General features: G+C 59.9%; 19 protein-coding genes. 7 read left to right on the forward strand and 12 right to left on the reverse strand.

All coding sequences use genetic code 11. The features are described from left to right. Positions 1–14: 14 nt before the first annotated feature. Both BK662_RS14695 and BK662_RS14700 read left to right on the forward strand, forming a co-directional pair. Positions 15–587, forward strand: coding sequence for a HupE/UreJ family protein (locus BK662_RS14695; protein ID WP_123358660.1), 573 nt, complete (start codon positions 15–17; stop codon positions 585–587). A gap of 194 nt (positions 588–781) precedes the next feature. Continuing rightward, positions 782–1,915, forward strand: coding sequence for an AGE family epimerase/isomerase (locus BK662_RS14700; protein WP_123358661.1), 1,134 nt, complete (start codon positions 782–784; stop codon positions 1,913–1,915). A 117-nt stretch (positions 1,916–2,032) separates the two neighbouring features. On the opposite strand, the gene BK662_RS14705 is transcribed toward BK662_RS14700, so the two are convergent. The 8 genes from BK662_RS14705 to amaB all read right to left on the reverse strand — a co-directional run bounded on the left by BK662_RS14705 (position 2,033) and on the right by amaB (position 12,036). Then, entirely contained in the window at positions 2,033–2,800 is a 768-nt protein-coding gene (locus BK662_RS14705) for an SDR family oxidoreductase (RefSeq protein WP_038978733.1), read from the reverse strand. An 841-nt stretch (positions 2,801–3,641) separates the two neighbouring features. Beyond that, positions 3,642–4,358, reverse strand: coding sequence for an ABC transporter ATP-binding protein (locus tag BK662_RS14715; protein ID WP_030128307.1), 717 nt, complete (start codon positions 4,356–4,358; stop codon positions 3,642–3,644). Beyond that, the gene (locus tag BK662_RS14720) at positions 4,355–5,230 is read right to left on the reverse strand and encodes an ABC transporter ATP-binding protein (protein WP_123358662.1); all 876 of its coding nucleotides are present in this window, start codon (positions 5,228–5,230) and stop codon (positions 4,355–4,357) included. The genes BK662_RS14715 and BK662_RS14720 overlap by 4 nt, the downstream gene beginning before the upstream one ends. Then, positions 5,227–6,510, reverse strand: a complete 1,284-nt coding sequence (livM, locus tag BK662_RS14725) for a high-affinity branched-chain amino acid ABC transporter permease LivM (protein ID WP_123358663.1) — start codon at positions 6,508–6,510, stop codon at positions 5,227–5,229. Before livM ends, BK662_RS14720 begins: the two co-directional genes overlap by 4 nt. Before the next feature lie 3 nt (positions 6,511–6,513). Beyond that, positions 6,514–7,428, reverse strand: a complete 915-nt coding sequence (locus BK662_RS14730; protein ID WP_008009775.1) for an ABC transporter permease subunit — start codon at positions 7,426–7,428, stop codon at positions 6,514–6,516. A 170-nt stretch (positions 7,429–7,598) separates the two neighbouring features. Next, entirely contained in the window at positions 7,599–8,732 is a 1,134-nt protein-coding gene (locus BK662_RS14735; RefSeq protein ID WP_123358664.1) for an ABC transporter substrate-binding protein, read from the reverse strand. A 363-nt stretch (positions 8,733–9,095) separates the two neighbouring features. After that, a complete protein-coding gene (gene amaA / locus BK662_RS14740) occupies positions 9,096–10,379 on the reverse strand; it encodes an L-pipecolate oxidase (protein WP_123358665.1) in 1,284 nt (427 codons plus the stop codon). Between the two features lie 166 nt (positions 10,380–10,545). Continuing rightward, entirely contained in the window at positions 10,546–12,036 is a 1,491-nt protein-coding gene (amaB, locus tag BK662_RS14745; protein WP_123358666.1) for an L-piperidine-6-carboxylate dehydrogenase, read from the reverse strand. A 184-nt stretch (positions 12,037–12,220) separates the two neighbouring features. Between amaB and BK662_RS14750 the strand changes: the two genes are divergently transcribed. From BK662_RS14750 to nadE, 3 genes are all read left to right on the forward strand, one after another. Then, on the forward strand, positions 12,221–13,126 hold the full coding sequence (locus tag BK662_RS14750; protein WP_123358667.1) for a LysR family transcriptional regulator: 906 nt from the start codon (positions 12,221–12,223) through the stop codon (positions 13,124–13,126). Between the two features lie 292 nt (positions 13,127–13,418). Continuing rightward, the gene (pncB, locus tag BK662_RS14760; protein WP_123358669.1) at positions 13,419–14,645 is read left to right on the forward strand and encodes a nicotinate phosphoribosyltransferase; all 1,227 of its coding nucleotides are present in this window, start codon (positions 13,419–13,421) and stop codon (positions 14,643–14,645) included. A 4-nt stretch (positions 14,646–14,649) separates the two neighbouring features. Next, the gene (gene nadE, locus BK662_RS14765; protein ID WP_123358670.1) at positions 14,650–15,477 is read left to right on the forward strand and encodes an NAD(+) synthase; all 828 of its coding nucleotides are present in this window, start codon (positions 14,650–14,652) and stop codon (positions 15,475–15,477) included. Positions 15,478–15,641: 164 nt separating this feature from the next. Here the strand turns inward: nadE and azu are convergent, their stop codons facing one another. Then, positions 15,642–16,088, reverse strand: coding sequence for an azurin (azu, locus tag BK662_RS14770; RefSeq protein ID WP_123358671.1), 447 nt, complete (start codon positions 16,086–16,088; stop codon positions 15,642–15,644). 344 nt (positions 16,089–16,432) lie between these two features. On the opposite strand from azu, the gene BK662_RS14775 reads away from it, so the two are divergent. Beyond that, positions 16,433–17,020, forward strand: a complete 588-nt coding sequence (locus tag BK662_RS14775; RefSeq protein WP_123358672.1) for a cytokinin riboside 5'-monophosphate phosphoribohydrolase — start codon at positions 16,433–16,435, stop codon at positions 17,018–17,020. Positions 17,021–17,088: 68 nt separating this feature from the next. Further along, positions 17,089–17,277 (forward strand): hypothetical protein, encoded by a 189-nt coding sequence (locus BK662_RS14780; RefSeq protein WP_007902706.1) that lies wholly within the window; start codon positions 17,089–17,091, stop codon positions 17,275–17,277. A 224-nt stretch (positions 17,278–17,501) separates the two neighbouring features. On the opposite strand, the gene BK662_RS14785 is transcribed toward BK662_RS14780, so the two are convergent. From BK662_RS14785 to BK662_RS14795, 3 genes are all read right to left on the reverse strand, one after another. Then, positions 17,502–18,392: a transglutaminase family protein gene (locus BK662_RS14785; protein WP_123358673.1), complete on the reverse strand. Its 891-nt coding sequence runs from the start codon at positions 18,390–18,392 to the stop codon at positions 17,502–17,504. Continuing rightward, positions 18,392–20,878: a circularly permuted type 2 ATP-grasp protein gene (locus BK662_RS14790; protein ID WP_123358674.1), complete on the reverse strand. Its 2,487-nt coding sequence runs from the start codon at positions 20,876–20,878 to the stop codon at positions 18,392–18,394. The genes BK662_RS14785 and BK662_RS14790 overlap by 1 nt, the downstream gene beginning before the upstream one ends. An 88-nt stretch (positions 20,879–20,966) precedes the next feature. Beyond that, entirely contained in the window at positions 20,967–24,242 is a 3,276-nt protein-coding gene (locus BK662_RS14795) for a transglutaminase family protein (RefSeq protein ID WP_123358675.1), read from the reverse strand. Positions 24,243–24,372: the final 130 nt, after the last annotated feature.

Below are 24,372 nucleotides of genomic sequence, written 5' to 3' on the forward strand. Positions count from 1 at the left end.
AAGGAAGCTTATCCATGACACTGAAACGCATTCTGGGGGCCATGGCCCTGCTGCTGACCCCGGCCATCGCGTTCGCTCACCCGGGCCACGGCGACAATGGCTTGATGGCCGGCCTCAGCCACCCGATCGGCGGCATCGATCACTTGCTGGCAATGGTTGCCGTAGGGTTGTGGGCTGCGCAGCAGAAAGGTGCTGCGCGTTGGGCGCTACCATGCACGTTCGTGGGCACTATGCTGATCGGCGGCCTGCTGGGTTTTGAAGGGCTGAGCCTGCCGGCACTGGAAAGCGGGATTGCTGCCTCGGTATTGGCGTTGGGCCTGGCGGTGGCTTTGGCGGTGCGTCCGCCGTTGAGCCTGGCGGTGGGTGCGACCGCGTTGTTTGCGCTGTTTCATGGCGTGGCGCATGGTCTGGAACTGCCGGACATGTCGAGCCCGTGGGCGTATGCGGCGGGGTTTGGGGTGGCGACGGCAGCTTTGCATGCAGCGGGTTATGTGTTGGTTCGCGTTTTGCCTCAGGCCGCCGCACCACTGGTTCGGCTGGCGGGTGCGGCTTCGGCGGCGACCGGGGTGTGGTTGCTGGCGGGTTGATTCTTCATCGTCTGACAGGGCCTCATCGCGAGCAGGCTCGCTCCCACACTGGTTCGGCTGTGAACTCACTACTTGTGAACATCAAAGATTAACTGTGGGAGTGAGCCTGCTCGCGATAGCGGCCTGACGGACACCGCGTCTCTCAGGCCTGCTAACATGTCGCGCAATTAACCCTGCCGTGACGACGCCAGCCAATGCCCTCTGTTTCCCGCTCTGCTTCCCAGCCTGAATTGACCGCCCTGTTCGCCTCAGTGCAACAGCACTTCCAGGACGTGATCGTGCCGCTCTGGCAAGGCCCCGGCTGGAACGCCGACATGGCATTGCCGTATGAAGCGCTGGACGCCGAGCATCAGCCGCTGCCACCGCAGCGCTACCGGGCCATGGCTTGCGCGCGGCAGCTGTACCTGTTTTCAAGCCTGATCGGCCAAGTACCTGAGGCCGAAGAACGTGCGGCGGCACTGTTCCGATCCTTGCAACAGCATTTCCACGATGCCGAGCATGGCGGCTGGTTCTACAGCATCGACCCGCAAGGTGCGCCGCTGGATCAACGCAAAGACCTCTACACCCACGCTTTCATCCTGTTCGCCTGCGCCCATTACTGGGACAAGGTTCGCGAGCCGCTGGTGGAGTCGGTGCTTAACGCCACGCTGGAAGTGTTGGCGCAGCGCTTCGCCACAGGCGACGGCCTGTACGAAGCCAGCCTGGACCGTGATTGGTCTTCGCTCAATTCCGGGCCGCTGCAAAATCCATTGATGCATTTGGCCGAAGCTTTCCTCGCCATTCTTTCGGTGCGCGAGGACGCTGCTGTGCAGAGCGCGCTTGTCGAGTTATGCACAGCCATGCAGAAGCGCTTCATCGATCCGCAACACGCGGTGTTGATGGAAAAGCCGCTGGGTGCTGTGGATAACTGGTTCGAGCCGGGCCATCAGTTCGAATGGTATTTCCTGCTGGAGTCCTCGCCATTGCTGCGCGGCTCGAAACTGCACGCCTCGCTGGAGCGCGCCTTTGCGTTCACCGAGCAACGGGGCGTGGATCAGCAGACTGGGGCGGTGCGAGCGATGCTTGACCTCGAACTGGACGGGCGCCCTCGCGACGCGACCCAACGCATCTGGGCCCAGGCCGAATACCTGCGCGCCCTGACCTTGCGCCCGGGTAGCGAAGCCTCTGTGCAGCACCAATTGCAGGCGCTGCAACAACGCTTTTTGCATGCGGGTGGCTGGTATGAGTGTCGCGATGAACAGGGCGAAGTGAGCCGCAAGGACATGCCTTCGACCACGCCTTATCACTTGGCAACCTGCTATCGCGGGTTGGCTGACTACCTCGGTTGAGTTTTTTGTGGCGAGGGGGCTTGCCCCCGTTCGGGTGCGAAGCAGCCGCCTGCGATACAACTGAAAAAACATGAGGGCTGCTGCGCAGCCCAACGGGGGCAAGCCCCCTCGCCACAATTACGCCTTGGCATTACGCTCAATGGCAAACCCGCTCCAGGTCTGGCTCACCGGCATCAGCTCGAGGCTGTTGATGTTGATGTGGGCCGGTGCGTTGAGCACCCAGAAAATGGTCTCGGCGATGTCTTGCGGCTGGATCGGCTCGGCGCCGGCGTAAGTGGCGTTGTAACGCTCCTGGTCACCGGCGAAACGCACCAGCGAGAACTCGCTCTCACACAGGCCCGGCTCGATGTTGCTGACCCGCACGCCCGTACCTTGCAGGTCGCAACGCAGGTTCAGGGAGAACTGTTTGACGAACGCCTTGCTCGCGCCATACACGTGGCTGCCCGGGTACGGGTAGTTGCCGGCGATGGAACCGAGGTTGACGATGCCGGCGCCACGACCGTGAGCGATCAAACGCGGCAACAACAGGCGAGTGCTGTACATCAGGCCTTTGATGTTGGTGTCGACCATGGTATCCCAATCATCAAGATCGCACTTGGGGGCCGGGTCCACGCCCAAGGCCAGGCCGGCGTTGTTGATCAGCCCGCGCAGCTTGGCGAAGGACGGCGGCAGGTTGGCAATCGCCTCCTCCATGGCCTTGCGATCCCGTACGTCGAGCACCAGCCCATGAACCTCCGTCTGCTTCGACAACTCGGCGCACAGGGCGTTGAGGCGCTCTTCACGACGACCTGTCAGCACCAGTTTCCAGCCGGCTTCGGCAAAACGACGGGCACAGGCTTCACCAAAACCGGAGGTCGCGCCGGTAATAAACAGGGTGTTGGACATCGTGTTCTCCTTGCTTCGGCTGATCGACAGCCCTTGGAATAGAAAATCAGTTGCCAGCATGCCCGGCCTTGCCCACAGCGGCAACCATCGCAAAAACCGTACAAAAAACAATCAACACCGGCAACGCCATATGCGCTGTGGCTTGCAGCCATGTACGCGCACGTTATCCACAGGCCGGTCCACAGTTTCCGGGGGCAAGTGCAAAAGCTGCAAGCCGCTGTCCACAAGGCTTTGCGGGCAGATTAGAAAGTTTTTTGCTTGACCCTCAGGTGCCTGCTGTGTAACCCCGGGCAATTTGCACGACCGAGCGATCAAACCGACGATGGCGCCAAGCCAGCAACTACGGCCCTCAGCTGACTCTTTCCAGAGTTTAACCACAGACTTATCCACAGGCTTGCCCACCTAGATTCATACCATATTTGCCCCTAACAAAAAGGTTGACAAAGCCGGCTCGAGGTCCAGTAAAAACGCCTGATCAAAAAACAACCACATCGCTGCAAGCCACGGATTCAAAGGCTTGCAGCCAGCTACTCCCACGTTATTCACAGCCAGCTCCACAGCAAACGGGGACAAGTCAAAACCGTGATAAAACAGCAATTTGCAGCGGCTTTATGTCGCGCTTTGAGAGGTCATGAATATTGTTTTCCACAATTTCCAAAAAGCACATGCCGCCGGTGTGGGAGCGAGCCTGCTCGCGATAACGGTAGGTCAATGAAAAGCATGTCGACTGACACTCCGCTATCGCGAGCAGGGCTCGCTCCCACAAGGGATTGTGGCGTTTTAGGGATGTAAAAAAGCCCCGGCGATTGCTCGTCGGGGCTTGTTTGTTGCAACGGCGAACTCAGTGCCCGCCGAGATAGGCGTTACGCACCTCATCGTTCACCAGCAGCTCCTTACCAGTGCCGCTAAGGCGGATCTCGCCGTTGACCATCACGTACGCCCGGTCCGACAGCTTGAGGGCGTGGTTGGCGTTCTGCTCCACCAGGAAGATGGTCATGCCGGTGCTGGCCAGTTCCCGCAGGGTGGCGAAGATCTGTTTCACCACAATCGGCGCCAGCCCCAGGCTCGGCTCATCGAGCAACAACAGTTTTGGCCGGCTCATGAGCGCCCGGGCGATGGCGAGCATTTGCTGTTCGCCGCCCGACATGGTCATGGCACGCTGGGTACGCCGCTCTTCGAGCCGTGGAAACAACTCGAACATGCGCTGCATGTCTTCCTTGGCGTACTTGTCACCGATTGGAATGGTACCCATCAACAGGTTTTCCTCGACGGTCATGTCAGGGAACACCCGCCGACCTTCCGGCGATTGAGCGATACCGTTGGACGCAATGTAGTGGGACGACTTGTGCGTGATATCCACACCCTGATAGATGATTTGCCCGTCAGCGGCCCGCGGCTGGCCGAAGATCGACATCAGCAGGGTCGATTTGCCGGCGCCGTTGGAGCCGATCAGGCTGACGGTTTCACCTTCATTGATGTGCAACGAGACTTTCTTCAGGGCCTGAATAGGCCCGTAGAACACGTCCAGATCCTTGAGCTCGAGGATGGGTGCGCTCATACCACTTCCTCTTCTTCGGCGCCCAGGTAGGCGGCAATCACTTTCGGATCGTGTCGAATCGCTTCAGGTCCGCCCTCGGCGATGACAACGCCATGGTCCAGTACAACGATGTGGTCGGAAATGCTCATTACCATGCCCATGTCGTGTTCGATCAGCACCACGGTCAGATCGTGCTCATCGCGCAGCAGCCGGATCATCGCGCTCAGCGCTTCGGTTTCCTGAGGGTTGAGGCCGGCGGCCGGTTCGTCGAGGCAGATGATCTGCGGCCGGGTACACATGGCCCGGGCGATCTCCAGACGGCGTTGCTGACCATAGGACAGCTCACCGGCCAGGCGGTTGGCGCAGTCCACCAGGTTCACCACTTCCAGCCAATAGAACGCGTGGTCCAGCGCATCGCTTTCAGCCTTGCGGTACCCCTTGGTGTTGAGGATGCCGGCCAGCATGTTGCGGTTGACCCACATGTGCTGAGCCACCAGCAGGTTTTCCAGCACCGACATCTCCTTGAACAGGCGAATGTTCTGGAAAGTCCGCGCCAGACCGGCACGGTTGATCAGGTGCGTGCCACCAAACATTTTGTAGCGGAGCCGGCTGATGAAGCTTTTCGGCGAAACGAAATCGATGGCCTTGAACGGTTCCCCGAGCATTTTGATGACGTCGGTTTTCACCCCGCGGGCATTGAGTTCGATATGCCCGCCGGACGCTTTATAGAACCCGGTCAGGCAGTTGAACACCGTAGTCTTGCCCGCGCCGTTGGGGCCGATCAACGCGAAGATCGAGTTGCGTTTGACTTGCAGGCTGACGTTACTCAGGGCCTTGATGCCGCCGAAGTGCATCATCAGATTTTCGACTGAGAGAACGATTTCTTCGCTCATGGCGCCACTCCTTTACGTGGGGTCACACCGGTGCGGCTGATCCGGATCAGGCCGCGCGGTCGCCAGATCATCATCAACACCATCAGGATGCCGAACAGCAGCACGCGATATTCAGCGAAGCCGCGCAGCAGTTCCGGGGCAACGGTCAGCACGAACGCCGCAATCACCACGCCGATGGTCGAGCCCATGCCGCCGAGTACCACGATGGCGAGGATCAGTGCCGATTCGAAGAAGGTGAACGAGGTCGGGTTGACGAAACCCTGATAGGTGGCGAAGAACACACCCGCCAGACCGGCAGTCGATGCACCGATGGTGAACGCCGATAGCTTGACCAGTACGTGATTCAGGCCCATGGAACGGCAGGCGATTTCGTCTTCACGCAAGGCTTCCCACGCGCGACCGACCGGCATGCGGGTCAAGCGGTGCTTGATGTACAGCACGGACAGAACCACCAGGAACAACACCGCGTAAATGAAGTAGTACTTCACATCCGGGTTATAGGCGATGCCGAAGAACTCATGGAACGGGACGCCCCCCTCCTTCGCTCTTTTGCCGAACTCCAGGCCGAAGAAGGTCGGCAACGGAGCCGCCATACCGTTCGGGCCGCCGGTCAGAGACAGCCAGTTATTGAGGATCAACCGGATGATTTCACCGAACCCCAGGGTCACGATCGCCAGGTAGTCACCGTGCAGGCGCAGCACCGGGAAACCGAGGATGCAACCGGCCAGCCCTGCCGTGATTGCCGCCAGCGGCAGCACCGTCCAGAAACCCAGCCCCAGGTATTGATAACCGAGCGCCAGCCCGTAGGCACCGATGGCGTAGAACGCCACGTAACCCAGGTCGAGCAGGCCGGCCAGGCCGACCACAATGTTCAGCCCCAGGCCCAGCAGTACGTAGATCAGCCCGAGGATGACCACGCCCAGCAGGTAAGAGTTGGAGAAAAACGGGAACACCACGGCGATGACGATCATCAGGGGGATGATCCAGCGCAAGCGGGATTTGTAATCAGGCGGCAGTACATGAACCCCGGAGCCGGTACTTTCAAAGCCTTCAAGAATTCTCAGGCCCTTGGGGGTTTGCAGGAACAGACTCAAGGCAAAGCGGCCGGCCATGACGATGGCGACAATCCATGCCACCCGGGTCGCTTCCAGGTTGAAGCCGTAGCCGTCAAGGACTACGCCGACAATCGGGCCGAACACAATCAGGGCTACCAGGCCGGCAAGAATCGCGTCAACCAGGCTTCTTTTGAGATCAATGGTTTTTTTAGTGGTTGAAGACATCGCTTACACCTTCGACACAAGAGGACGGCCGAGCAGGCCTTGGGGCCGAAAGACCAGAACGAGAACGAGCAGCGAAAAGCTGAAAACGTCTTTGTAGTCCGAATTCACCAGACCCGAGAACAGCGACTCGGAGATCCCGAGGATGATCCCGCCGAGCATCGCGCCAGGCAGCGAGCCGATCCCACCGAGCACCGCGGCGGTGAACGCCTTGATGCCAATGATGAAGCCCGCGTAGAAGTCGAATGTGCCGTAGTTCATGGTGATCAGCACGCCGGCCAGGGCCGCCATCGCGGCACCGATGATGAACACGTAGGAAATGACGCGATCGGTGTTGATCCCCAGGATCGAGGCCATCTTGCGGTCTTGCTGGGTGGCGCGGCACATACGGCCGAGCTTGGTGTACTTGATGACGTAGGTCAGCAGGCCCATCCCGACAAACGCTGCGACCAGAATGAAGATCTTGGTGTAGGTCAGCTGGACGAAGCCGGACCCGACCTCAACTCGCCATGCACCGGTCAGCAGTGTCGGTACCCCCTGTTGACGGGCGCCTTGGGCGATCTGTGCATAGTTTTGCAGGATCAGCGAAATACCGATGGCGCTGATCAGCGGTGCCAGTCGGGTGGAGTTGCGCAGCGGTTTGTAGGCGACGCGCTCGATGACCCAGCCATACACCGCCGTAACGATGATGGTGAAGACCAGTGTGCCAAGCATCAGCAGGGGGAAGGATTCAATACCGAAGTATGCCAGCAGAGCCAGACTGATTGCCGCGAGGTAAGCGGAAATCATGTAAACCTCGCCGTGGGCGAAGTTGATCATGCCGATGATGCCGTAGACCATTGTGTAGCCGATGGCGATCAGGCCGTAGACCGACCCGAGGGTCAGGCCGTTGACCAGTTGCTGCAGGAAAATACCATCCATAACGCAATCTCACGCATTTGAGAGACTGCACAAAAACCGGGTGCGCCGGATCGGGGTTCAGCCGCCGACGCAACACGGTTATATGCAGCTCTACGAGAAAAGACAGGTACTGCACGGACATGTTCTTTGATGGCCCGGCGCACAAGGCGCCGGGCCATCAGCCAGTCATATCACTTCTGTTTTTCCAGCTGGTGGTATTTGCCATCCTTGTCCCACTGGTAAACCACGTAGTCGGAGACTTTCAGGTCGCCCTTGGCGTCCCAGGTCTTCTCGCCCATCACGGTTTTGACCGGATTTTTCTTCAGCCACTCGGCGGCTTTCTCGCCATTGTTGGATTTGGAGCCATTGAAGGCTGCGGCCAGGGTCTGGACCGAAGCATAGGCGTACAGGGTGTAGCCTTCAGGCTCGGTGCCTTTCTTGCGGAACTCGTCCACTACGGTCTTGCTGTCTGGCAGCAGGCGTGGGTCGGCACCAAAGGTCATCAGTACGCCGTCAACGAATTGCGGACCGCCAGCGGTGGTCACCAGTTCGTCGGTTACGATGCCGTCGTCGGACATGAACTTGACGTCTTTAAGGCCTTGCTCACGCAGTTGACGAACCAGAGGACCGGCTTCCGGGTGCAGACCACCGAAGTAAACGACGTCGGCGCCAGCGCCGCGGATTTTGGTGACGATGGTGCTGAAATCTTTTTCGCCACGGGTCAGGCCTTCATACAGCACCGGCTTCACGCCGCGTTTCTCCAACTGGGCCTTGGTGGCGTCCGCCAGACCTTGACCGTAGGTGTCCTTGTCGTGCAGGACCACCACTTTCTTGCCCTTGAGTATGTCGACGATGTAGTCGCCGGCCACGATGCCTTGCTGGTCGTCACGCCCGCACATACGGAACATGGCACTCAGCCCGCGCTCGGTAACAGCCGGGTTGGTGGAGCCTGGAGTGATCGCGATGATGCCCGCTTCGTCGTAGATCTCGGAGGCCGGGATGGTCGACGAGGAGCAGAAGTGACCGACTACGCCAGCGACTTTCTGGTTGGTCAGGTCCTTGGCGACCGTCACAGCCTGTTTCGGTTCGCAGGCGTCATCGCCTTTGACCAGTACGATTTTTTCCCCGTTTACACCGCCAGCGGCGTTGACTGCATCAGCCGCTGCCTGCGCACCCTTCATGTACTGCTCGCCAAATGCCGCGTTGGCGCCCGTCATTGGACCCGCTACGCCGATCTTGATGTCAGCCTGAGCAAACGCAGAAACACCCAACGCAGTTGCCACTGCGAGGGCCAGAAAGCCTTTCTTGTAAAACGTCTGGGACATGAGGTGGTGCTCCAAGGTTTTTTTTAGTTGGCACTGCGACTTCACTGAATGCTCAGAGCAAGGGCCGTGCCATCGGTTTTTTATTCTGAAAAAAGTCGCTGCCTTATTGTTATTTCGACTGTTTCGGGCCCATTTTCATTGGGCGTGCAACCGTCTAAACCGCGGAAGGTGAAACCTTTTATATTTAAAGGCGCAACCCGTATGCGCCATCATTGCAACCGCAGCGCCAAACGATGTGCAACCAGCCTGTAACAGCCCGCGTCACCGAACTGCACACTGCTGGTGCGGGACTGCTACAACCCGCACCATTACAGGCTAGCCGCTTCGCTGAAAAGCGCCGCTTCCAGCAACATATTTCAACAATCAGATGACGATCCGCAGGCACTGGCCCGCGTGATACAACGAAAATCCAGCCTCATACAGGCAGCTTCGCAGCCCCACACCCGCCAATGGCTGCATGGGCGCGAAGGGAATCGGCAAGGCCTGCGGATTTCCATTACACAAATAATCGGCAAAGGCTTTGCCGACCACTGTACCGGTGGTCACGCCTCGACCGTTGTAGCCGGTGACGGCCACCAGACCCGGTGCCGGCTCGAACAGGCGCATCAAATGATCGGGAGTGAAGGCGATGCAACCGGTCCAGGTGCATTCCCACTCCACCGGCTTCAGGTACGGAAAGTAATGCTGCTGAACCCGGTCGGCCCAGGCTTTCAGGAACCAGGTCGGTTTCTGGTTGCCATTGCCGAGACTGCCGAGTAACAGTCGCCCGTCCTTGTCTCGCCGAATACTACTGAGCACCTGCCGGGTGTCCCAGGAACCCTGACCACCAGGCAGAATCTGTTGTGCGGCGTCTTCGGTCAGCGGCACCGAGGCCACTTGATAGTAATAACCAGGGAAGAAATTGCGCCGCAGTTCCGTCCAGTCACCTTCGGTATAGGCGTTGGAGGCGATGACCACCTGCTCGGCCAGCACCGAACCCTGGGCGGCCTGTACCGACCAGCGCTGGCCCTGACGTTCAAGTCGGGTCACCGGTGAATGATCGAACAGCTGACCGCCGAGGCTGATGGCCGCGTTGGCCAGCCCCGTGGTGTAGGCCATCGGGTTGATCGTGCCGGCACGCCGATCGAGCAAGGCGGCGGCGATCTTTTTTGTACCCGTGGCTTGTTCGCAGGCTTGACCGGTTAACAATTCCACCGGAGCGCCGCGACGTTTCCATTGTGCTTCGCGACTGCGCAGATCCGCCTCGCCACGCGCGTTGTGCGCCATGTGCAGCGTGCCTTCGCGGCGTAACTGGCAATCGATGTTGTATTTGTCGACCAGGCTGAACACCAGTGACGGCGCCGCACCCAGCATGCGGTTGAGCTGACTGCCGACCGCCTCGCCGAAACCGGCTTCGATTTCATCCGGTGGAATCCACATCCCGGCGTTGACCAGCCCGACGTTACGCCCCGAACCGCCATGCCCGGCACGATGCGCTTCCAGCACACAAACACTTTTACCTTGTTCCAGCAGATGCACCGCCGCCGACAAACCGGTGAAACCGGCACCGATGACGCAGACATCCACCGTCACCTCGCCCTTGAGCGCCACGTTGTCGGGCCTTTGCGGCGTCAGTTTTTCCCACAGACACTCTTCGCGTAACGGCATTGCCAGACTCCAACAGAAACCTAACCAACACACCATTCCCCTGTGGGAGCGGGCTTGCTCGCGAAGGGGCCGGCACATTCAACATCAATGTTGACTGGCATTACGCTTTCGCGAGCAAGCCCGCTCCCACATTGGATTTTCATTGGATCAAAGATCTGAACTCATCTCAGTCAAACGTAATCCCCTGAGCCAACGGCAACTCCAGCGAATAGTTCACGGTATTGGTCTGACGACGCATGTACCCGCGCCATGCATCCGAACCGGACTCACGACCACCGCCCGTCTCTTTCTCGCCGCCAAACGCGCCGCCGATTTCTGCGCCGCTCGGGCCGATGTTGACGTTGGCGATGCCGCAATCACTGCCCACCGCCGACATGAACCGCTCGGCTTCACGCACGTCGGTGGTGAAGATGCACGATGACAGGCCTTGTGGCACGGCATTGTTCAGGCGCAGCGCCTCTTCGAAATCGTTGTAACCGATCACGTACAGAATCGGCGCGAAGGTTTCGCTGCACACCACATCGCTCTGCTCCGGCATTTCGACGATGGCTGGCGAAACGTAGTAAGCGTTGGGGAATTTGTCTTCCAGCTGACGTTTGCCGCCGAACACCCGGCCGCCTTCGCTCAAGGCCTGCTCCAGCGCGTCCTGCATGTTTTCGAAGCTGTGTTTGTCGATCAGCGGACCCACCAGATTGCCTTCCAGCGGATGGCCAATGCGCACCTTGGAGTAAGCGGCTTTGAGGCGGGTGATGATTTCTTCCTTCACCGACTCATGGGCGATCAGGCGACGCAAAGTGGTGCAACGCTGACCGGCGGTGCCGACGGCGCTGAACAGAATTGCCCGTACGGCCATGTCCAGATCGGCGCTTGGGCCGAGGATCATTGCGTTGTTGCCGCCCAATTCGAGAATGCTGCGGGCAAAACGTGCAGCGATTTTCGGCGCGACTTCGCGGCCCATGCGGGTGCTGCCGGTGGCGCTGACCAGCGCGACACGCGGGTCATCGACCAGCGCTTCGCCGGCATCGCGGCCGCCGATAATTACTTGGCTCAAATGCGGCGGTGCGTCACTGAAATTTTTCAGGACGCGGTCGAACAGCGCTTGGCAGGCCAACGCGGTCAGCGGGGTTTTCTCCGACGGTTTCCAGATCACCGGGTTACCGCAAACCAGCGCCAGCGTCGCGTTCCAGGCCCAAACGGCGACCGGGAAGTTGAACGCACTGATCACGCCGACGACGCCCAGCGGGTGCCAGGTTTCGCGCATGTGGTGGCCAGGACGCTCGGAGGCGATGGTCAAACCGTACAGCTGACGGGACAGACCGACCGCGAAGTCGCAGATGTCGATCATTTCCTGAACTTCACCCAAACCTTCCTGAGTGATCTTGCCGGCCTCCCAGGACACCAGCTCACCGAGATCGGCCTTGTACTCGCGCAAGATGTCGCCCAATTGGCGCACCAATTCGCCACGGCGCGGCGCCGGAACCTTGCGCCACAGTTCGAACGCATGATCTGCGCGACTGATGTGCTGCTCGACTTCAGCGGCGCCTTCCCAGTTCACGGCAGCGATACGGCTGCCATCGATAGGCGAATGCACCGGCACTTTGCCGTTCTGATACAGGGCCGGGTTCACACCAAGACGATCAAGCAATGCGGCAACCATGGGTCACTCCTCAAGCAAAATACAGAAAACGTTCAGCCGGATTAACCCGGCTGATCAGACCTGTAGTTTTAGCTCTCCGGAGGTTACCCAACAAACGACCTTTAAGAGAGATATCATTCCGTTTATTCATGCTGCGAATCTGCCGGTAAAAAAGAGCATAGAGACACAAGAAAAAGGACCACCCATGCTGAATAAACGCTACTTGCCGTCGATCACCGCGTTGCAGTGCTTCGAGGCGGTGACCCGGCATTTGAGCTTCACCCGTGCCGCCGAAGAGCTGAACCTGACGCAGAGCGCCGTGAGCAAACAGGTCGCGCAACTCGAAGAATTGCTGCAGCACCTGCTGTTCCGCCGGGTGCGTCGACGCCTGCAAATGACTCCTGCCGGCGATTTGTACCTGGTGGAAGTGCGAAAAATACTCACCCAAGTCGAAATGTCGACCCATTACCTGCGCTCCTACGGCGGTGATACCGAAGTTTTGCGAGTCTCGACGCCTCCGACCTTCGGTGCGCGCTGGCTGGTGCCTCGCTTGAAAGGCTGGCGTCTGCGACATCCGTCGATTCATCTGGACCTTTGCAGCGAGCAAGAAGCCGATGATCTGCTGCAAGGTCGCAGCGATCTGGCGTTCTACTTCGGCCAGGGCTCTCGGCCCGGCACCGAATGCCTGAAGCTGTTTGGCGAGGAGCTGGTGCCGGTCTGCGCACCGGGCAGCCTGCCGGACACGCCGTTCACCGACCCTACGCAACTCGCCGACCTGGTCCTGCTGCAAAATGCTTCCCGGCCTCAGGCCTGGCACGACTGGTTCGACAGCCAGGGCTACCACACCGAACACAGCTACCACGGCCCGCGTTTCGAAACCTTCTACATGTGCATCCGCGCCGCCCAGGTCGGCTGCGGCGTGGCGCTGCTGCCGAAGTTTCTGGTGGAGGAGGAATTGGCCGACGGCAAACTGGTCATTCCCTGGAAGCATGCGATGCCCAGCACCGACGCCTATTACCTGGCGTATCCGGAGCATTCGGCGGAAGTACCCAAGGTGCGGGATTTTGTGAAGTGGATGCTGGAGCAGATTGATAGTCCGGATGCGCAATAGATGTGAGGATTCACAAAAATCTATGGTCAAGCCCATTTTTTGTGGCGAGGGAGCTTGCTCCCGCTCGGCTGCGCAGCAGCCGCAAAACGGTCAATGCATTCTTCCAGAGAGAACGCATCGGCTTTCATCGGGGGCGCTTCGCACCCCAGCGGGAGCAAGCTCCCTCGCCACAGGGATCTCTATCATCTAAATATTGCTGGCAATCCTCACCATTGATATGCGCCACTAGCCCCATTCATTGAAACAGCTGCAACGTCGCTGCCACGGGCCGCGGCCAGCCTGGAGATCCCTTATGAGCGAGAGTGTGTTTGCCGATCGCATCGTGCAGAACCTGCTCGACACCGACTTCTACAAACTGACGATGATGCAGGCGGTGCTGCACAACTACCCGAACGTGGAAGTCGAATGGGAGTTTCGTTGCCGTAACAGTGAGGATCTGCGCCCGTACCTGGCGGAGATCCGTTTCCAGATCGAGCGCCTAGCCGAGTTGAGCCTGAGTGCCGATCAGTTGAGTTTCCTGGAGCGCATCAGCTTTCTGAAACCGGATTTCCTGCGCTTTCTCGGGCTGTTCCGCTTCAACCTGCGCTATATCCACACCGGCATTGAAAACGGCGAGTTGTTCATCCGTCTGCGCGGGCCGTGGCTGCACGTGATTCTGTTCGAAGTGCCGCTGCTGGCCATGGTCAGCGAAGTACGCAACCGTTATCGGTACCGGGAAATCGTTCTGGAACAGGCCCGCGAGCAGCTCTATCGCAAGTTCGACTGGCTGACCGCCAACGCCAGCACGGACGAATTGTCCGAGTTGCAAGTAGCCGATTTCGGTACCCGCCGTCGCTTCTCGTACCGTGTACAGGAAGAAGTGGTGAACGTGCTCAAGCATGATTTCCCCGGTCGCTTTGTCGGTACCAGCAACGTGCATCTGTCCCGGGAGCTGGACATGAAGCCGCTGGGCACCATGGCCCACGAATGGATCATGGCCCACCAGCAACTCGGCCCGCGGCTGATCGACAGCCAGATTGCCGCCCTCGACTGCTGGGTCCGCGAATACCGGGGTTTGCTGGGAATCGCCCTGACCGACTGCATCACCTCCGATGCCTTCCTCAACGATTTCGACCTGTTCTTTGCCAAGCTCTTCGACGGCTTGCGCCACGATTCCGGTGACCCGGTGCAGTGGGCGGAAAAAGCCATCGCCCACTATCACAAGCTTGGCATCGACCCGATGAGCAAGACCCTGGTGTTTTCCGACAGTCTGACGCTGCCCAAGTCTCTGGAGATTTTTCGGGCATTGCGCGGTCGGATCAATGTCAGCTTCGGTATCGGCACTAACCTGACCTGCGATATTCCGGGTGTCGAACCGATGAGCATCGTGCTTAAAATGACGGCCTGCAACGGCCAGCCAGTGGCCAAGATTTCTGATGAGCCTGGCAAGACTCACTGCAAAGACCCGAATTTCGTCGCCTATTTGCGACATGTTTTCCAAGTACCTGCCGCCATTTCCAGCCCATCTAGCAAGGAGTGAATTCATGCAAGCCGTACAGCGTGAGATTGCTGAACAGCTCAAGGTCCAACCGCCCTTCGCGGACCAACTCGCCCTCGAGGCTGAAGTTGCCCGGCGGATTACCTTCATTCAGGACTGCCTGGTCAATGCCGGGCTCAAGACGCTGGTGCTGGGCATCAGCGGCGGCGTCGACTCCCTGACCGCCGGCCTGCTGGCCCAGCGCGCCATGCGTGAACTGCGCGAGCGCACGGGTGATGCAAACTACAAGTTCATCGCCGTGCGCCTGCCTTATGGCGTTCAGTTTGACGAACATGATGCCCAAGCCTCAGTGGACTTCATTGCCCCCGATGAGCGCCACACCGTAAACATCGGCCCGGCAGTCAAATCCCTGGCCAGCGAAGTGGCGGCCTTCGAGGGTAAGGAGGCGGTGCAGAAGGATTTCGTGCTGGGCAACACCAAGGCGCGGATGCGCATGGTCGCGCAATACACCATCGCTGGCGCGGCTCACGGCCTGGTGATCGGCACCGACCACGCGGCAGAAGCGGTGATGGGCTTCTTCACCAAATTCGGTGACGGCGCCTGCGACCTCGCACCGCTGAGCGGCCTGGTGAAAAATCAGGTCCGGGCGATTGCCCGCAGCTTCGGCGCGCCGGAGTCGCTGGTGGAAAAAATCCCGACCGCCGACCTCGAAGACCTGTCGCCGGGCAAACCGGACGAAGCGTCCCACGGCGTGACCTACGCCGAGATCGACGCCTTCCTGCACGGCGAACCGGTGCGCGAGGAAGCGTTCAAGATCATCTGCGACACGTACAAAAAGACCCATCACAAGCGTGTGATGCCGTTCGCGCCGTGAGGAAGGCGGCGCTTGAACTGACGCCATCGCGAGCAGGCTCGCTCCCACAAGGACAGCGCAATACTTGTGGGAGCGAGCCTGCTCGCGATGAACGATGACTCGGTCTATCGTCAGGCACAAAAAAAGCGTCCCGAGCGGACGCTTTTTTTATGCGCTTGATTCGATTACTTCAGAGTAACCGTACCTTTCATCATCGAGATGTGGCCCGGGAACGAGCAGAAGAAACCGTACTTTTCAGCAGCATTGAGCTTCGACACGTCGAAAGTCACCGAGTCGGTTTCCTTCGCGCCGATGACTTTGGTGTGAGCGATGATGCGGGCATCACCTTCTTTCAGGTAGTTCTTGTCGATACCTGCCGCCAGGCCGTCGGTGGCGATCGGTTGCATGTCGGCTTCTTTGCTCAGCACCCAGTTATGACCCATGACGTTTTTTGGCAGGCTGCCGGAGTGGGTCAACTCAACGGTGAAGGTCTTGCAGCTTTTGTCGATTTCTATGGCCTTGGTGCTGAAGGACATCTGATCGGTGGAGTCGATGGTCGTCTTGCACTCGGCAGCCATCAATTGGCTGCTGGCCAGTGTCAGCAGGGATACCGCAACAAGTTTGGCAAACATGGTGAATCTCCAAGGCAGGGTTAACAAAAGTGCTTATGGACAGAAGACTGCCTGAAATCTTCGCAAGTTCCTATGACCTGAATCAAAAATTGTATACAACTTTCGGGCTATGACACTCATCGAAACAATCTACCAGCCAGACGTCTGGCACGGCCCTATCATCAGGGCCGTCATCTCTCATCCGGAGCGTCTGTCATGTCCTTCAACAGTTTATTGAGCAGTTTGCTCGCCGCTTATGCCTGTGGCGCCAGCGGTACCTACGAAACACCTGAACACGAGGTTTAACCCTTGGAACGAGGCAAGCCTGCCTTTACTCTGTGGCCCTGATGACCATGGAGTAAGGCATGTCTTTAGCGTCCGTTTGTGTATTTTGCGGTGCCAGCGCTGGCACTGACCCGGCTTATCGTGAAGCGGCTGTCGCCCTGGGGCGAGCATTGGCCGAGCGCAAGCTGACTCTTGTCTATGGCGGCGGCGCCGTCGGGCTGATGGGGATCGTTGCCGATGCCGCGCTGGCGGCCGGCGGTGAAGTGATCGGGATCATCCCGCAGAGCCTCAAAGACAAGGAAATCGGCCACAGCGGCCTGACCCGCCTGGAAGTGGTCGACGGCATGCATGCGCGCAAGGCACGAATGGCCGAGCTCAGCGATGCCTTCATCGCTCTGCCCGGCGGCCTGGGCACACTGGAAGAGCTATTCGAAGTCTGGACCTGGGGCCAGCTCGGCTATCACGGAAAACCGCTGGGTTTGCTGGAAGTAAACGGTTTCTACAGCAAGTTGACGTCTTTTCTTGATCATATCGTCGGCGAAGGCTTCGTTCGCGAAGCGCACCGTGACATGCTGCAAATGAGCGAATCGCCGCAAACCCTGCTCGATGCACTGGACGCCTGGCAACCCTCGGTACCGCCAAAATGGACCGAGCAAAAACCCAGCTAACGGCTCGGCATCGATACAGGGCAGAATATGCGCCGCTCAACCTCACCTTCGACCCCAGAGGATCGCCCATGGCTAAACCTAATTATTCCTTCGCCAAACGTCAGAGAGACTTGGCCAAGGAGCAGAAGAAAGAGGAAAAGCTTCAGCGCAAGAAAGCTACAGCTGAAGAAGAAGCAGCAGCACTGAACCCGGATACCGAAGGCGAAGTGGCTACAGACGAAACTGAAGCACCGAAAGATCAGGCGCCCGACGCCTGAGACCCTCAGGGCCCGATGATCTGATCAGGCCCACCGGATCTGTGTCCAGGGTCAGCAACGATGTTGCTGACCCTCACAGGCCAATCTGAAAAGCCCCCTCCAGAACTGACTTGCACATCCCCATGTGGGAGCGAGCCTGCTCGCGATGACGGCGGCACACTTAGCAATTATTTGACTGATACACCGCTATCGCGAGCAGGCTCGCTCCCACAATTTGATCTCAGTTACTCCAATGGCATTACTGTGACCCGAACCTCGGGGTCGTGGCTGCCACCGCCCAGGATCACTCCACGCAACGGCGACACATCGGAAAAATCCCGGCCCCAGGCCAGGGTGATGTGCTCCAGCGCCGGTTGCACATTGTTGGTCGGGTCGAAATCCACCCAGCCCAGCACCGGACAAAACACTGACACCCAGGCATGAGACGCATCGGCGCCGATCAGCCGTGGCTGGCCCGGCGGGGGTTGGGTTAGCAGGTAGCCGCTGATATACCGCGCCGCTAATCCACGGGAGCGCACACAAGCGAGCATCAAGTGCGCAAAGTCCTGGCAAACCCCGCGCCGCCTCTCCAGCACTTCCACCAGCGGCGTTGCCACTTGGGTCGCTTCGGCGTCGAAGGTGAATTCGCTGAAGATCTTCTCCATCAACGCCTGAACCCCCAGCAGCAATGGCCGGCCAGGAGGAAAGCAACTTTCGGAGAACTCGACGAAGTTGCGCTTCAAATGCACGTAAGGCGATTCGAACCGATAACGGCACGCTTCAAGTATCTCGGATGACAGTGGCTGACTGCTGTAGGTCAGTGCGTTACAGGTCTCTTCCCAGGCCGGCGATTGATTGAAGTCAAACGATGGTCGGGCCAGCACTTCGACCGTCAGGCTGGCGTTGACCAGCAACTCATCATGCGGTCGCTCGAATGCCAATCGGGTCAGCGGATTACCGAACACGTCCAGCTCATCCCGGCGCGAGGTCGGATCGGGGCTGATCTGCAATTGCTGATCGATGCAGCGCTGCCAAACGCAGGCCCGCGGCCACAGATGCGCCAATTGCTGGGCCAGGGATACCGGGCTGTCATAGTGATAATGGGTGTCGTGGAAAATCTGGTAATGGGCATTCATCAGACGGACACCGTGCGCTGGCTGACATCATCGACATGGGCGAAATGGCGCAAGGCCAGGCGATCCGATACTTGGCCGCTGGTATCGGCGATCTCCTGCAACAGATCGGCCAGCCCCTCTATGGCGGCGCGAACACTGGCCTCGCCAAACAGTGAGTTTTCCAGGCAACCCAGATCGAAGCGCGCCAGCCGCTCCACCAACTGCGGCAGACCTGTTTCACGCGGCGCACCAAAGTCGTCGTTCAAGCGCTTCAGCGTGCGGGTCACCAGTTTCAACTGGAACAACACCGCGTGAGGGTTCTGCTCGTCGAGCAACAACAGGTCCAGTACCGGGATCAATTGCGCCACCGCCAGATACCGCGAGCGGTAGGTGATGCTGCTGTTGCCCAGCTCCAGCAGCCATTCCAGCCCGGCCTGATCGAAAGCCCCGGCGCCACGCAGAAACGCCGCCAGGCTGCCGCTGAGAAACTGCAGCCGCTCGATCCGTCGTCCGATCATCAGGAAACGCCAGCCTTCGTCCCGAGTCATGTCGTCGAGGGCAAAACCGGACAGCGCCGCCAGCGACATCACCAATCGGTTGAGGAAATCCAGCAACTCGCCGAAATCCGGTTCTTCGGTTTCCAGCTCCATGGCCTCGCGCTGCAATTCCACCAGCGCTTGCCAGTTCTCTCGCGAGAGCTTGCCGCGTACTTGCGACGCCGCCCACTGCAAGCGTTGCAGATTGGAGCGCAGGCTGAACGGCCAATCATCGCCGAGCAGCGCCGCCAGCAATCGCTCCGGCAACTCGCCCTCCTCCGGCAACAGATTCAGGCGTTCACCGAGATCGACTGCCGCCTCCAGGGCTTGCGGGTCATCGCCATCGACATAGCGCGCGAGCATGATGCGCAGCAGCCGCGCGCTGTCATCGCAGCGCTCACAGTAACGGCCGAACCAGAACAGGTTCTCGACCACCCGCGATGGCAGATACGGATCGCGTCGCACCAGATCGTGAACGCCAATATTGCGCTGGGCTCTCCATTGTTCGCCGCTGGGCGGGCGATCGCCCAACACCCAAGTGTCCTTGCTGGCGCCGCCGCGCTGCATCGACACCACTTCGGCGTCGGCTTCGGCGGCAACCCGGGTCAGCCCGCCGGGCAGTACTCGATAGCCGTCCCGACTGGCCACCGCATACACGCGCATGCCAATGGCTCGCGGCTGCAACTGGCCACCTTCGGCCTGCCAGATCGGCGCTTGGGACAGCTGCGCCAATTCTTGCGCAACATAAGCGTAAGGCCGTGCCTGCATGCGCTCGGCCAGGACCTGGCGCTGTTTTTCACTCAAATCACGACCAAACACCGGCGCGAAGCTCTGCGACGGAAATGCCGGTTTAATCAACAGCTCCGGCAGTTTTTCCAGGGCCTGGGCCAGCACCGGCGCTTCACCGCACCACCAGGTCGCTATCGACGGCAAAATCAGCTCTTCGCCGAACAGATACTGATTAATCTTCGGCAGGAAACCCAGCAATCCCGGCGACTCCAGCACGCCGCTGCCGAGGGCGTTGGCCACCAGCACCCGGCCCTGACGCACCGCTTCGAGCAGCCCCGGCACGCCGAGGGCCGAGTCGGTGCGCAGCTCCAGAGGGTCGCAGAAATCATCGTCGAGCCGACGCATGATCGCGTGAACCCGACGCAGGCCGCTCAAGGTTTTCAGGTAGACCGTGGCATCCCGGACGGTCAGGTCGCCGCCCTCCACCAACGGATAACCGAGCTGGCGAGCCAGATACAGGTGTTCAAAATAGCTTTCGTTGAAACGCCCCGGCGTCAGCAGCACCACCAGGGGCGCTTCGTCATCGCTCGGCGCCTGACGGGCGAGCGTTTCCTGAAGGGTGCGGAAGAACCCGGCCAGGTGCTGCACCTTCAAATCGCGGTACAGCTCGGGAAAGGCCCGGGACACAATGGTGCGGTTTTCCAGCGCGTAACCGGCACCGGATGGTGCTTGCGTCCGGTCCGCCGTCACCCACCAGCGACCGTCAGGCGTGCGCGCCAGATCCACGGCGTACAGATGCAAAAAGGCCCCGTCGGGCGGCGAAATGCCCTGACACGGCCAGAGGAAATTGTTGTGACCGAACACCAGCTCAGCCGGCAGCAGGCCTTCGGCGATCAGGCGCTGAGGACCGTACAAATCCGCCAGCACAGCATTGAGCAAGCGCGCCCGTTGAGCAATCCCGGCCGATAACTGTTCCCACTCATCGGCGGCAATCACATGGGGCAGCAGGTCCAGCTCCCATGGCCGGTCAGCGCCCTTGGGGTCGGCGTAGACGTTATAGGTCACGCCGTTTTCCTGGATCTGCCGGGTCAACAGCGCCTGACGCTGCACCAGTTGCGCTGGCGTGCTGCGTTGCAATTGATCGAACAGTCGCTGCCAGTGCGGGCGCACGGCACCGCTGTCGTCGAGCAGTTCGTGATAAGTGCCCGCGGTCAGCGGGTAGCGGTCAAGCAGGTCAGGCATGGAAAGCTCGGCAGACAGCAAAGAACGGTCAGACTAACGCAGGCTCATGACGCCCGGATATACGAAAAATCCGAGCGTCGCGTACGGTTTAGAAACGTCGCAAATCGAGAGTCATCGGTAGCTCGTCGTTAATTTCCAGATTCGGTATAGGAAGTTTCCCTGGCGTGTGTCCGAGACGGAAGAAACGCGCCATCCGCCGGCTTTCGGCCTCATTGGCGTTCACCGGCAGGCTGTCGTAGTTGCGCCCGCCCGGGTGGGCGACGTGGTACTGACAACCGCCCAGCGAACGCCCCATCCAGGTGTCGAGCACGTCGAACACCAGCGGCGCGTGGACCGGGATGGTCGGTTGCAGGCAGTTGGCCGGTTGCCAGGCGCGAAAGCGTACGCCGGCGACGAACTCACCGACCCGCCCTGTGGGTTGCAACGGCACCGGGATGCCGTTGCACGTCAGCAGATAACGCTGGGGCGGCAGGCCGCTGAGCTTGACCTGCAAACGCTCCAGCGACGAATCCACATAACGCACTGTGCCACCCGCCGCACCTTCCTCGCCGAGTACATGCCAAGGCTCCAGCGCCTGACGCAATTCCAGTTGGATGCCGCTGACGGCGTAGTCGCCGACCTTGGGAAAACGGAATTCCAGATGCGCCGCGAACCACTCGGCCCGCACGGGGTAACCGGCGGCATTGAGGTCGACGATCACATCAGCGAAATCCTGCTCAATGAAGTGCGGCAACAGGAACCGGTCGTGTAGCTCTGTGCCCCAGCGTGCCAGTTTCGGCGGTGCATAAGGCTCGCGCCAGAACCGCGCCACCAACGCCCGCAGCAACAATTGCTGAGCCAGGCTCATTCGCGCGTGGGGCGGCATTTCAAAGGCCCGCAATTCCAGTAACCCGAGGCGCCCGGTGGCGCCGTCCGGCGAATACAGTTTGTCGATGCAAAACTCGGCGCGGTGGGTGTTGCCGGTCACGTCGATCAGCAGATTGCGCAGCAGTCGATCCACCAGCCAAGGTGGGCACTCCTCGCCCGGCTTCGGCATCTGTGCGAAGGCGATTTCCAGTTCATACAACGAATCGTTGCGCGCCTCATCCACCCGTGGCGCCTGGGACGTCGGGCCGATGAACAATCCGGAAAACAGGTAGGACAAGGATGGATGGTTATGCCAGTAGCTGATCAGGCTGCGCAGCAGATCGGGACGGCGCAGAAACGGTGAGTCAGCCGGGGTCGCGCCACCCAATACGAAATGGTTGCCGCCGCCGGTCCCGGTGTGCCGGCCGTCGATCATGAACTTCTCGGTGGTGAGTCGAGTCTGGCGCGCCTCTTCGTAAAGAAACTCGGTGCGCTCCACCAACTCATCCCAGGTGGCGGACGGCTGGACGTTGACCTCGATCACCCCCGGATCCGGAGTAATGCGGAAGTTGCTCAGGCGCGGGTCACTCGGCGGTTCATAGCCTTCCAGCAACACCGGGCAATGCAGTTCCTCGGCGGTGGCTTCGATGGCGGCGACCAGTTCCAGATAGTCCTCGACCCGCTCCAATGGCGGCATGAACAAGTACAACCGGCCTTCTCGCGCTTCGGCGCAGAAGGCGGTGCGGGTCAGCCAGTCGGCGGACTCGTCGATCTTTGGCACGCGTTCATCAGCAACCGCAGGCTCGCCTTGGCTCTGAAGTTGTGCAGTGTCAGGCAGTGCAGGGAAATCCTGATTCGGGTCCACAGGGTGAATGAACGGGTACTCCGCCGCTTTCACCCAAGGCTGCGAACCGAGTGGTAAGCGATACCCCAGCGGCGAATCCCCCGGCACCAATCGGCAATGTTCTTCCCGCAGATACCAGCGACCGCTCTGCCATCGATCGCCCTTGGCGGTGCGCGCCAGCGGCAGGACCTGGCCAATCACCTTGTCCAGGCCCTGACTGAAGACTTTGCGCAGACGCGCACGCTCCAAAGGCTCTTCGAGACGAGAGTCTTCGGCGCTGACGTTCTGCGGCAAAGCGCCTTCGCGCCAGAGGTAATAGAAATTGTCTTCGTAGGCCGGGAACACAAAGCGTGTCGGAATTTTCAGGCGTTCGGCGACACTTGCCAGAAAACGCCCGGCCAACTCGCCATCGGCGCCGTAGTCTTCCTGCTCATCGGCGATCAGCGCGCTGTTGTGCCAGATCGGCACGCCGTCGCGGCGCCAGTAGCAGTTCAGCGACCAGCGCGGCAGTTGCTCACCGGGGTACCACTTGCCCTGACCGAAATGCACCAGCCCCTTGGGCGCGTAATGCTTGCGCATGCGCTGGAACAGTTCGGCAGACAGTCGACGTTTGTCGGGCCCTAGCGCTGCGGTGTTCCATTCCGCGCCATCCGGGTCATCGATGGAAACGAACGTCGGCTCACCGCCCATGGTCAGGCGCACGTCGCCTTCGAGCAGGTCGGCATCGATCTGCCGGCCCAATGCCTGAATCGCCAGCCATTGGTCTTCGGTGTAGGGTTTCGTGACCCGCGGCGCTTCCCAAATCCGCTCGACCGACATCTCGTGGGTGAATTCGCACTCGCACGGTTCCACCAAGCCACTGATCGGTGCCGCAGAGGACGGATCGGGACTACACGCCAACGGAATGTGTCCTTCACCGGCGAACAGCCCTGAAGTCGCGTCCAGGCCGATCCAGCCGGCACCGGGCAAATAGACTTCGCACCAGGCGTGCAGGTCAGTGAAGTCCACTTCGGTACCCGAGGGGCCGTCGAGGCTTTTGACATCGGCGGTCAACTGAATCAGGTAACCGGACACGAAACGCGCCGCCAGGCCGAGGTTGCGCAGCAATTGCACCAGCAACCACGCCGAATCGCGGCAGGAGCCGGAAGCATGCTCGAGGGTGTGCTCCGGGGTCTGTACGCCTGGCTCCATGCGAATCAGGTAGCCGATGTCTTCGCTGAGGCGCTGGTTGAGCGCGACCAGGAAATCCACACTCGGTAGCGGCGTGCGATCGATGCCCTCCAGATAGGCCTTGAATTTCGGCGTCAGGGGCAAGGTTTCCAGGTACGGCGCCAGCTCTTTGCGCTCATCCGCGGCATAGGCGAAAGGGATCTTTTCGGCGTAGGGCTCGAGGAAGAAGTCGAACGGATTGAAGACCGCCATCTCCGCCAGCAAGTCGACCTCGATCCGCAGCTCATCGGTTTTCTCCGGGAACACCAACCGCGCCAGGTAATTGCCCTGGGGATCCTGCTGCCAGTTGATGAAATGCTGCTCGGGCGAGACTTTCAGCGCATAGGACAGTATCCGCGTGCGGCTATGGGCAGCCGGGCGCAGGCGAACGATCTGCGGACCGAGCTCGACGGCGCGGTCGTAGCGGTAATGCGTGACGTGGTGCAATGCGACATGAATCGACACGGCGTGCCTCCTGCGAGCCTGGACGTTATCGAAAGCGGCGCAAGACTTATGCCATGCAGGCAGGTCGGACCCTTTCTTCCGTTACTCAAGGCAGTAGAGCACTAAAAGCGCGCATTGCTCGCTTTCGTGC

The organism is Pseudomonas frederiksbergensis (assembly GCF_003732275.1).
In the GTDB taxonomy this organism is placed as follows: Bacteria; Pseudomonadota; Gammaproteobacteria; order Pseudomonadales; family Pseudomonadaceae; genus Aquipseudomonas; species Aquipseudomonas frederiksbergensis_H.

What these genes read in the sequence shown, in the direction of transcription:
- BK662_RS14790 (WP_123358674.1), bottom strand. Translation starts at nt 20,878, where the DNA reads ATGCCTGACCTGCTTGACCGCTACCCGCTGACCGCGGGCACTTATCAC.
- BK662_RS14785 (WP_123358673.1), bottom strand. Translation starts at nt 18,392, where the DNA reads ATGAATGCCCATTACCAGATTTTCCACGACACCCATTATCACTATGAC.
- amaA (WP_123358665.1), bottom strand. Translation starts at nt 10,379, where the DNA reads ATGCCGTTACGCGAAGAGTGTCTGTGGGAAAAACTGACGCCGCAAAGG.
- BK662_RS14720 (WP_123358662.1), bottom strand. Translation starts at nt 5,230, where the DNA reads ATGAGCGAAGAAATCGTTCTCTCAGTCGAAAATCTGATGATGCACTTC.
- BK662_RS14715 (WP_030128307.1), bottom strand. Translation starts at nt 4,358, where the DNA reads ATGAGCGCACCCATCCTCGAGCTCAAGGATCTGGACGTGTTCTACGGG.
- nadE (WP_123358670.1), top strand. Translation starts at nt 14,650, where the DNA reads ATGCAAGCCGTACAGCGTGAGATTGCTGAACAGCTCAAGGTCCAACCG.
- BK662_RS14735 (WP_123358664.1), bottom strand. Translation starts at nt 8,732, where the DNA reads ATGTCCCAGACGTTTTACAAGAAAGGCTTTCTGGCCCTCGCAGTGGCA.
- azu (WP_123358671.1), bottom strand. Translation starts at nt 16,088, where the DNA reads ATGTTTGCCAAACTTGTTGCGGTATCCCTGCTGACACTGGCCAGCAGC.
- BK662_RS14700 (WP_123358661.1), top strand. Translation starts at nt 782, where the DNA reads ATGCCCTCTGTTTCCCGCTCTGCTTCCCAGCCTGAATTGACCGCCCTG.
- BK662_RS14695 (WP_123358660.1), top strand. Translation starts at nt 15, where the DNA reads ATGACACTGAAACGCATTCTGGGGGCCATGGCCCTGCTGCTGACCCCG.
- BK662_RS14705 (WP_038978733.1), bottom strand. Translation starts at nt 2,800, where the DNA reads ATGTCCAACACCCTGTTTATTACCGGCGCGACCTCCGGTTTTGGTGAA.
- BK662_RS14730 (WP_008009775.1), bottom strand. Translation starts at nt 7,428, where the DNA reads ATGGATGGTATTTTCCTGCAGCAACTGGTCAACGGCCTGACCCTCGGG.
- livM (WP_123358663.1), bottom strand. Translation starts at nt 6,510, where the DNA reads ATGTCTTCAACCACTAAAAAAACCATTGATCTCAAAAGAAGCCTGGTT.
- BK662_RS14780 (WP_007902706.1), top strand. Translation starts at nt 17,089, where the DNA reads ATGGCTAAACCTAATTATTCCTTCGCCAAACGTCAGAGAGACTTGGCC.
- BK662_RS14775 (WP_123358672.1), top strand. Translation starts at nt 16,433, where the DNA reads ATGTCTTTAGCGTCCGTTTGTGTATTTTGCGGTGCCAGCGCTGGCACT.
- BK662_RS14750 (WP_123358667.1), top strand. Translation starts at nt 12,221, where the DNA reads ATGCTGAATAAACGCTACTTGCCGTCGATCACCGCGTTGCAGTGCTTC.
- pncB (WP_123358669.1), top strand. Translation starts at nt 13,419, where the DNA reads ATGAGCGAGAGTGTGTTTGCCGATCGCATCGTGCAGAACCTGCTCGAC.
- amaB (WP_123358666.1), bottom strand. Translation starts at nt 12,036, where the DNA reads ATGGTTGCCGCATTGCTTGATCGTCTTGGTGTGAACCCGGCCCTGTAT.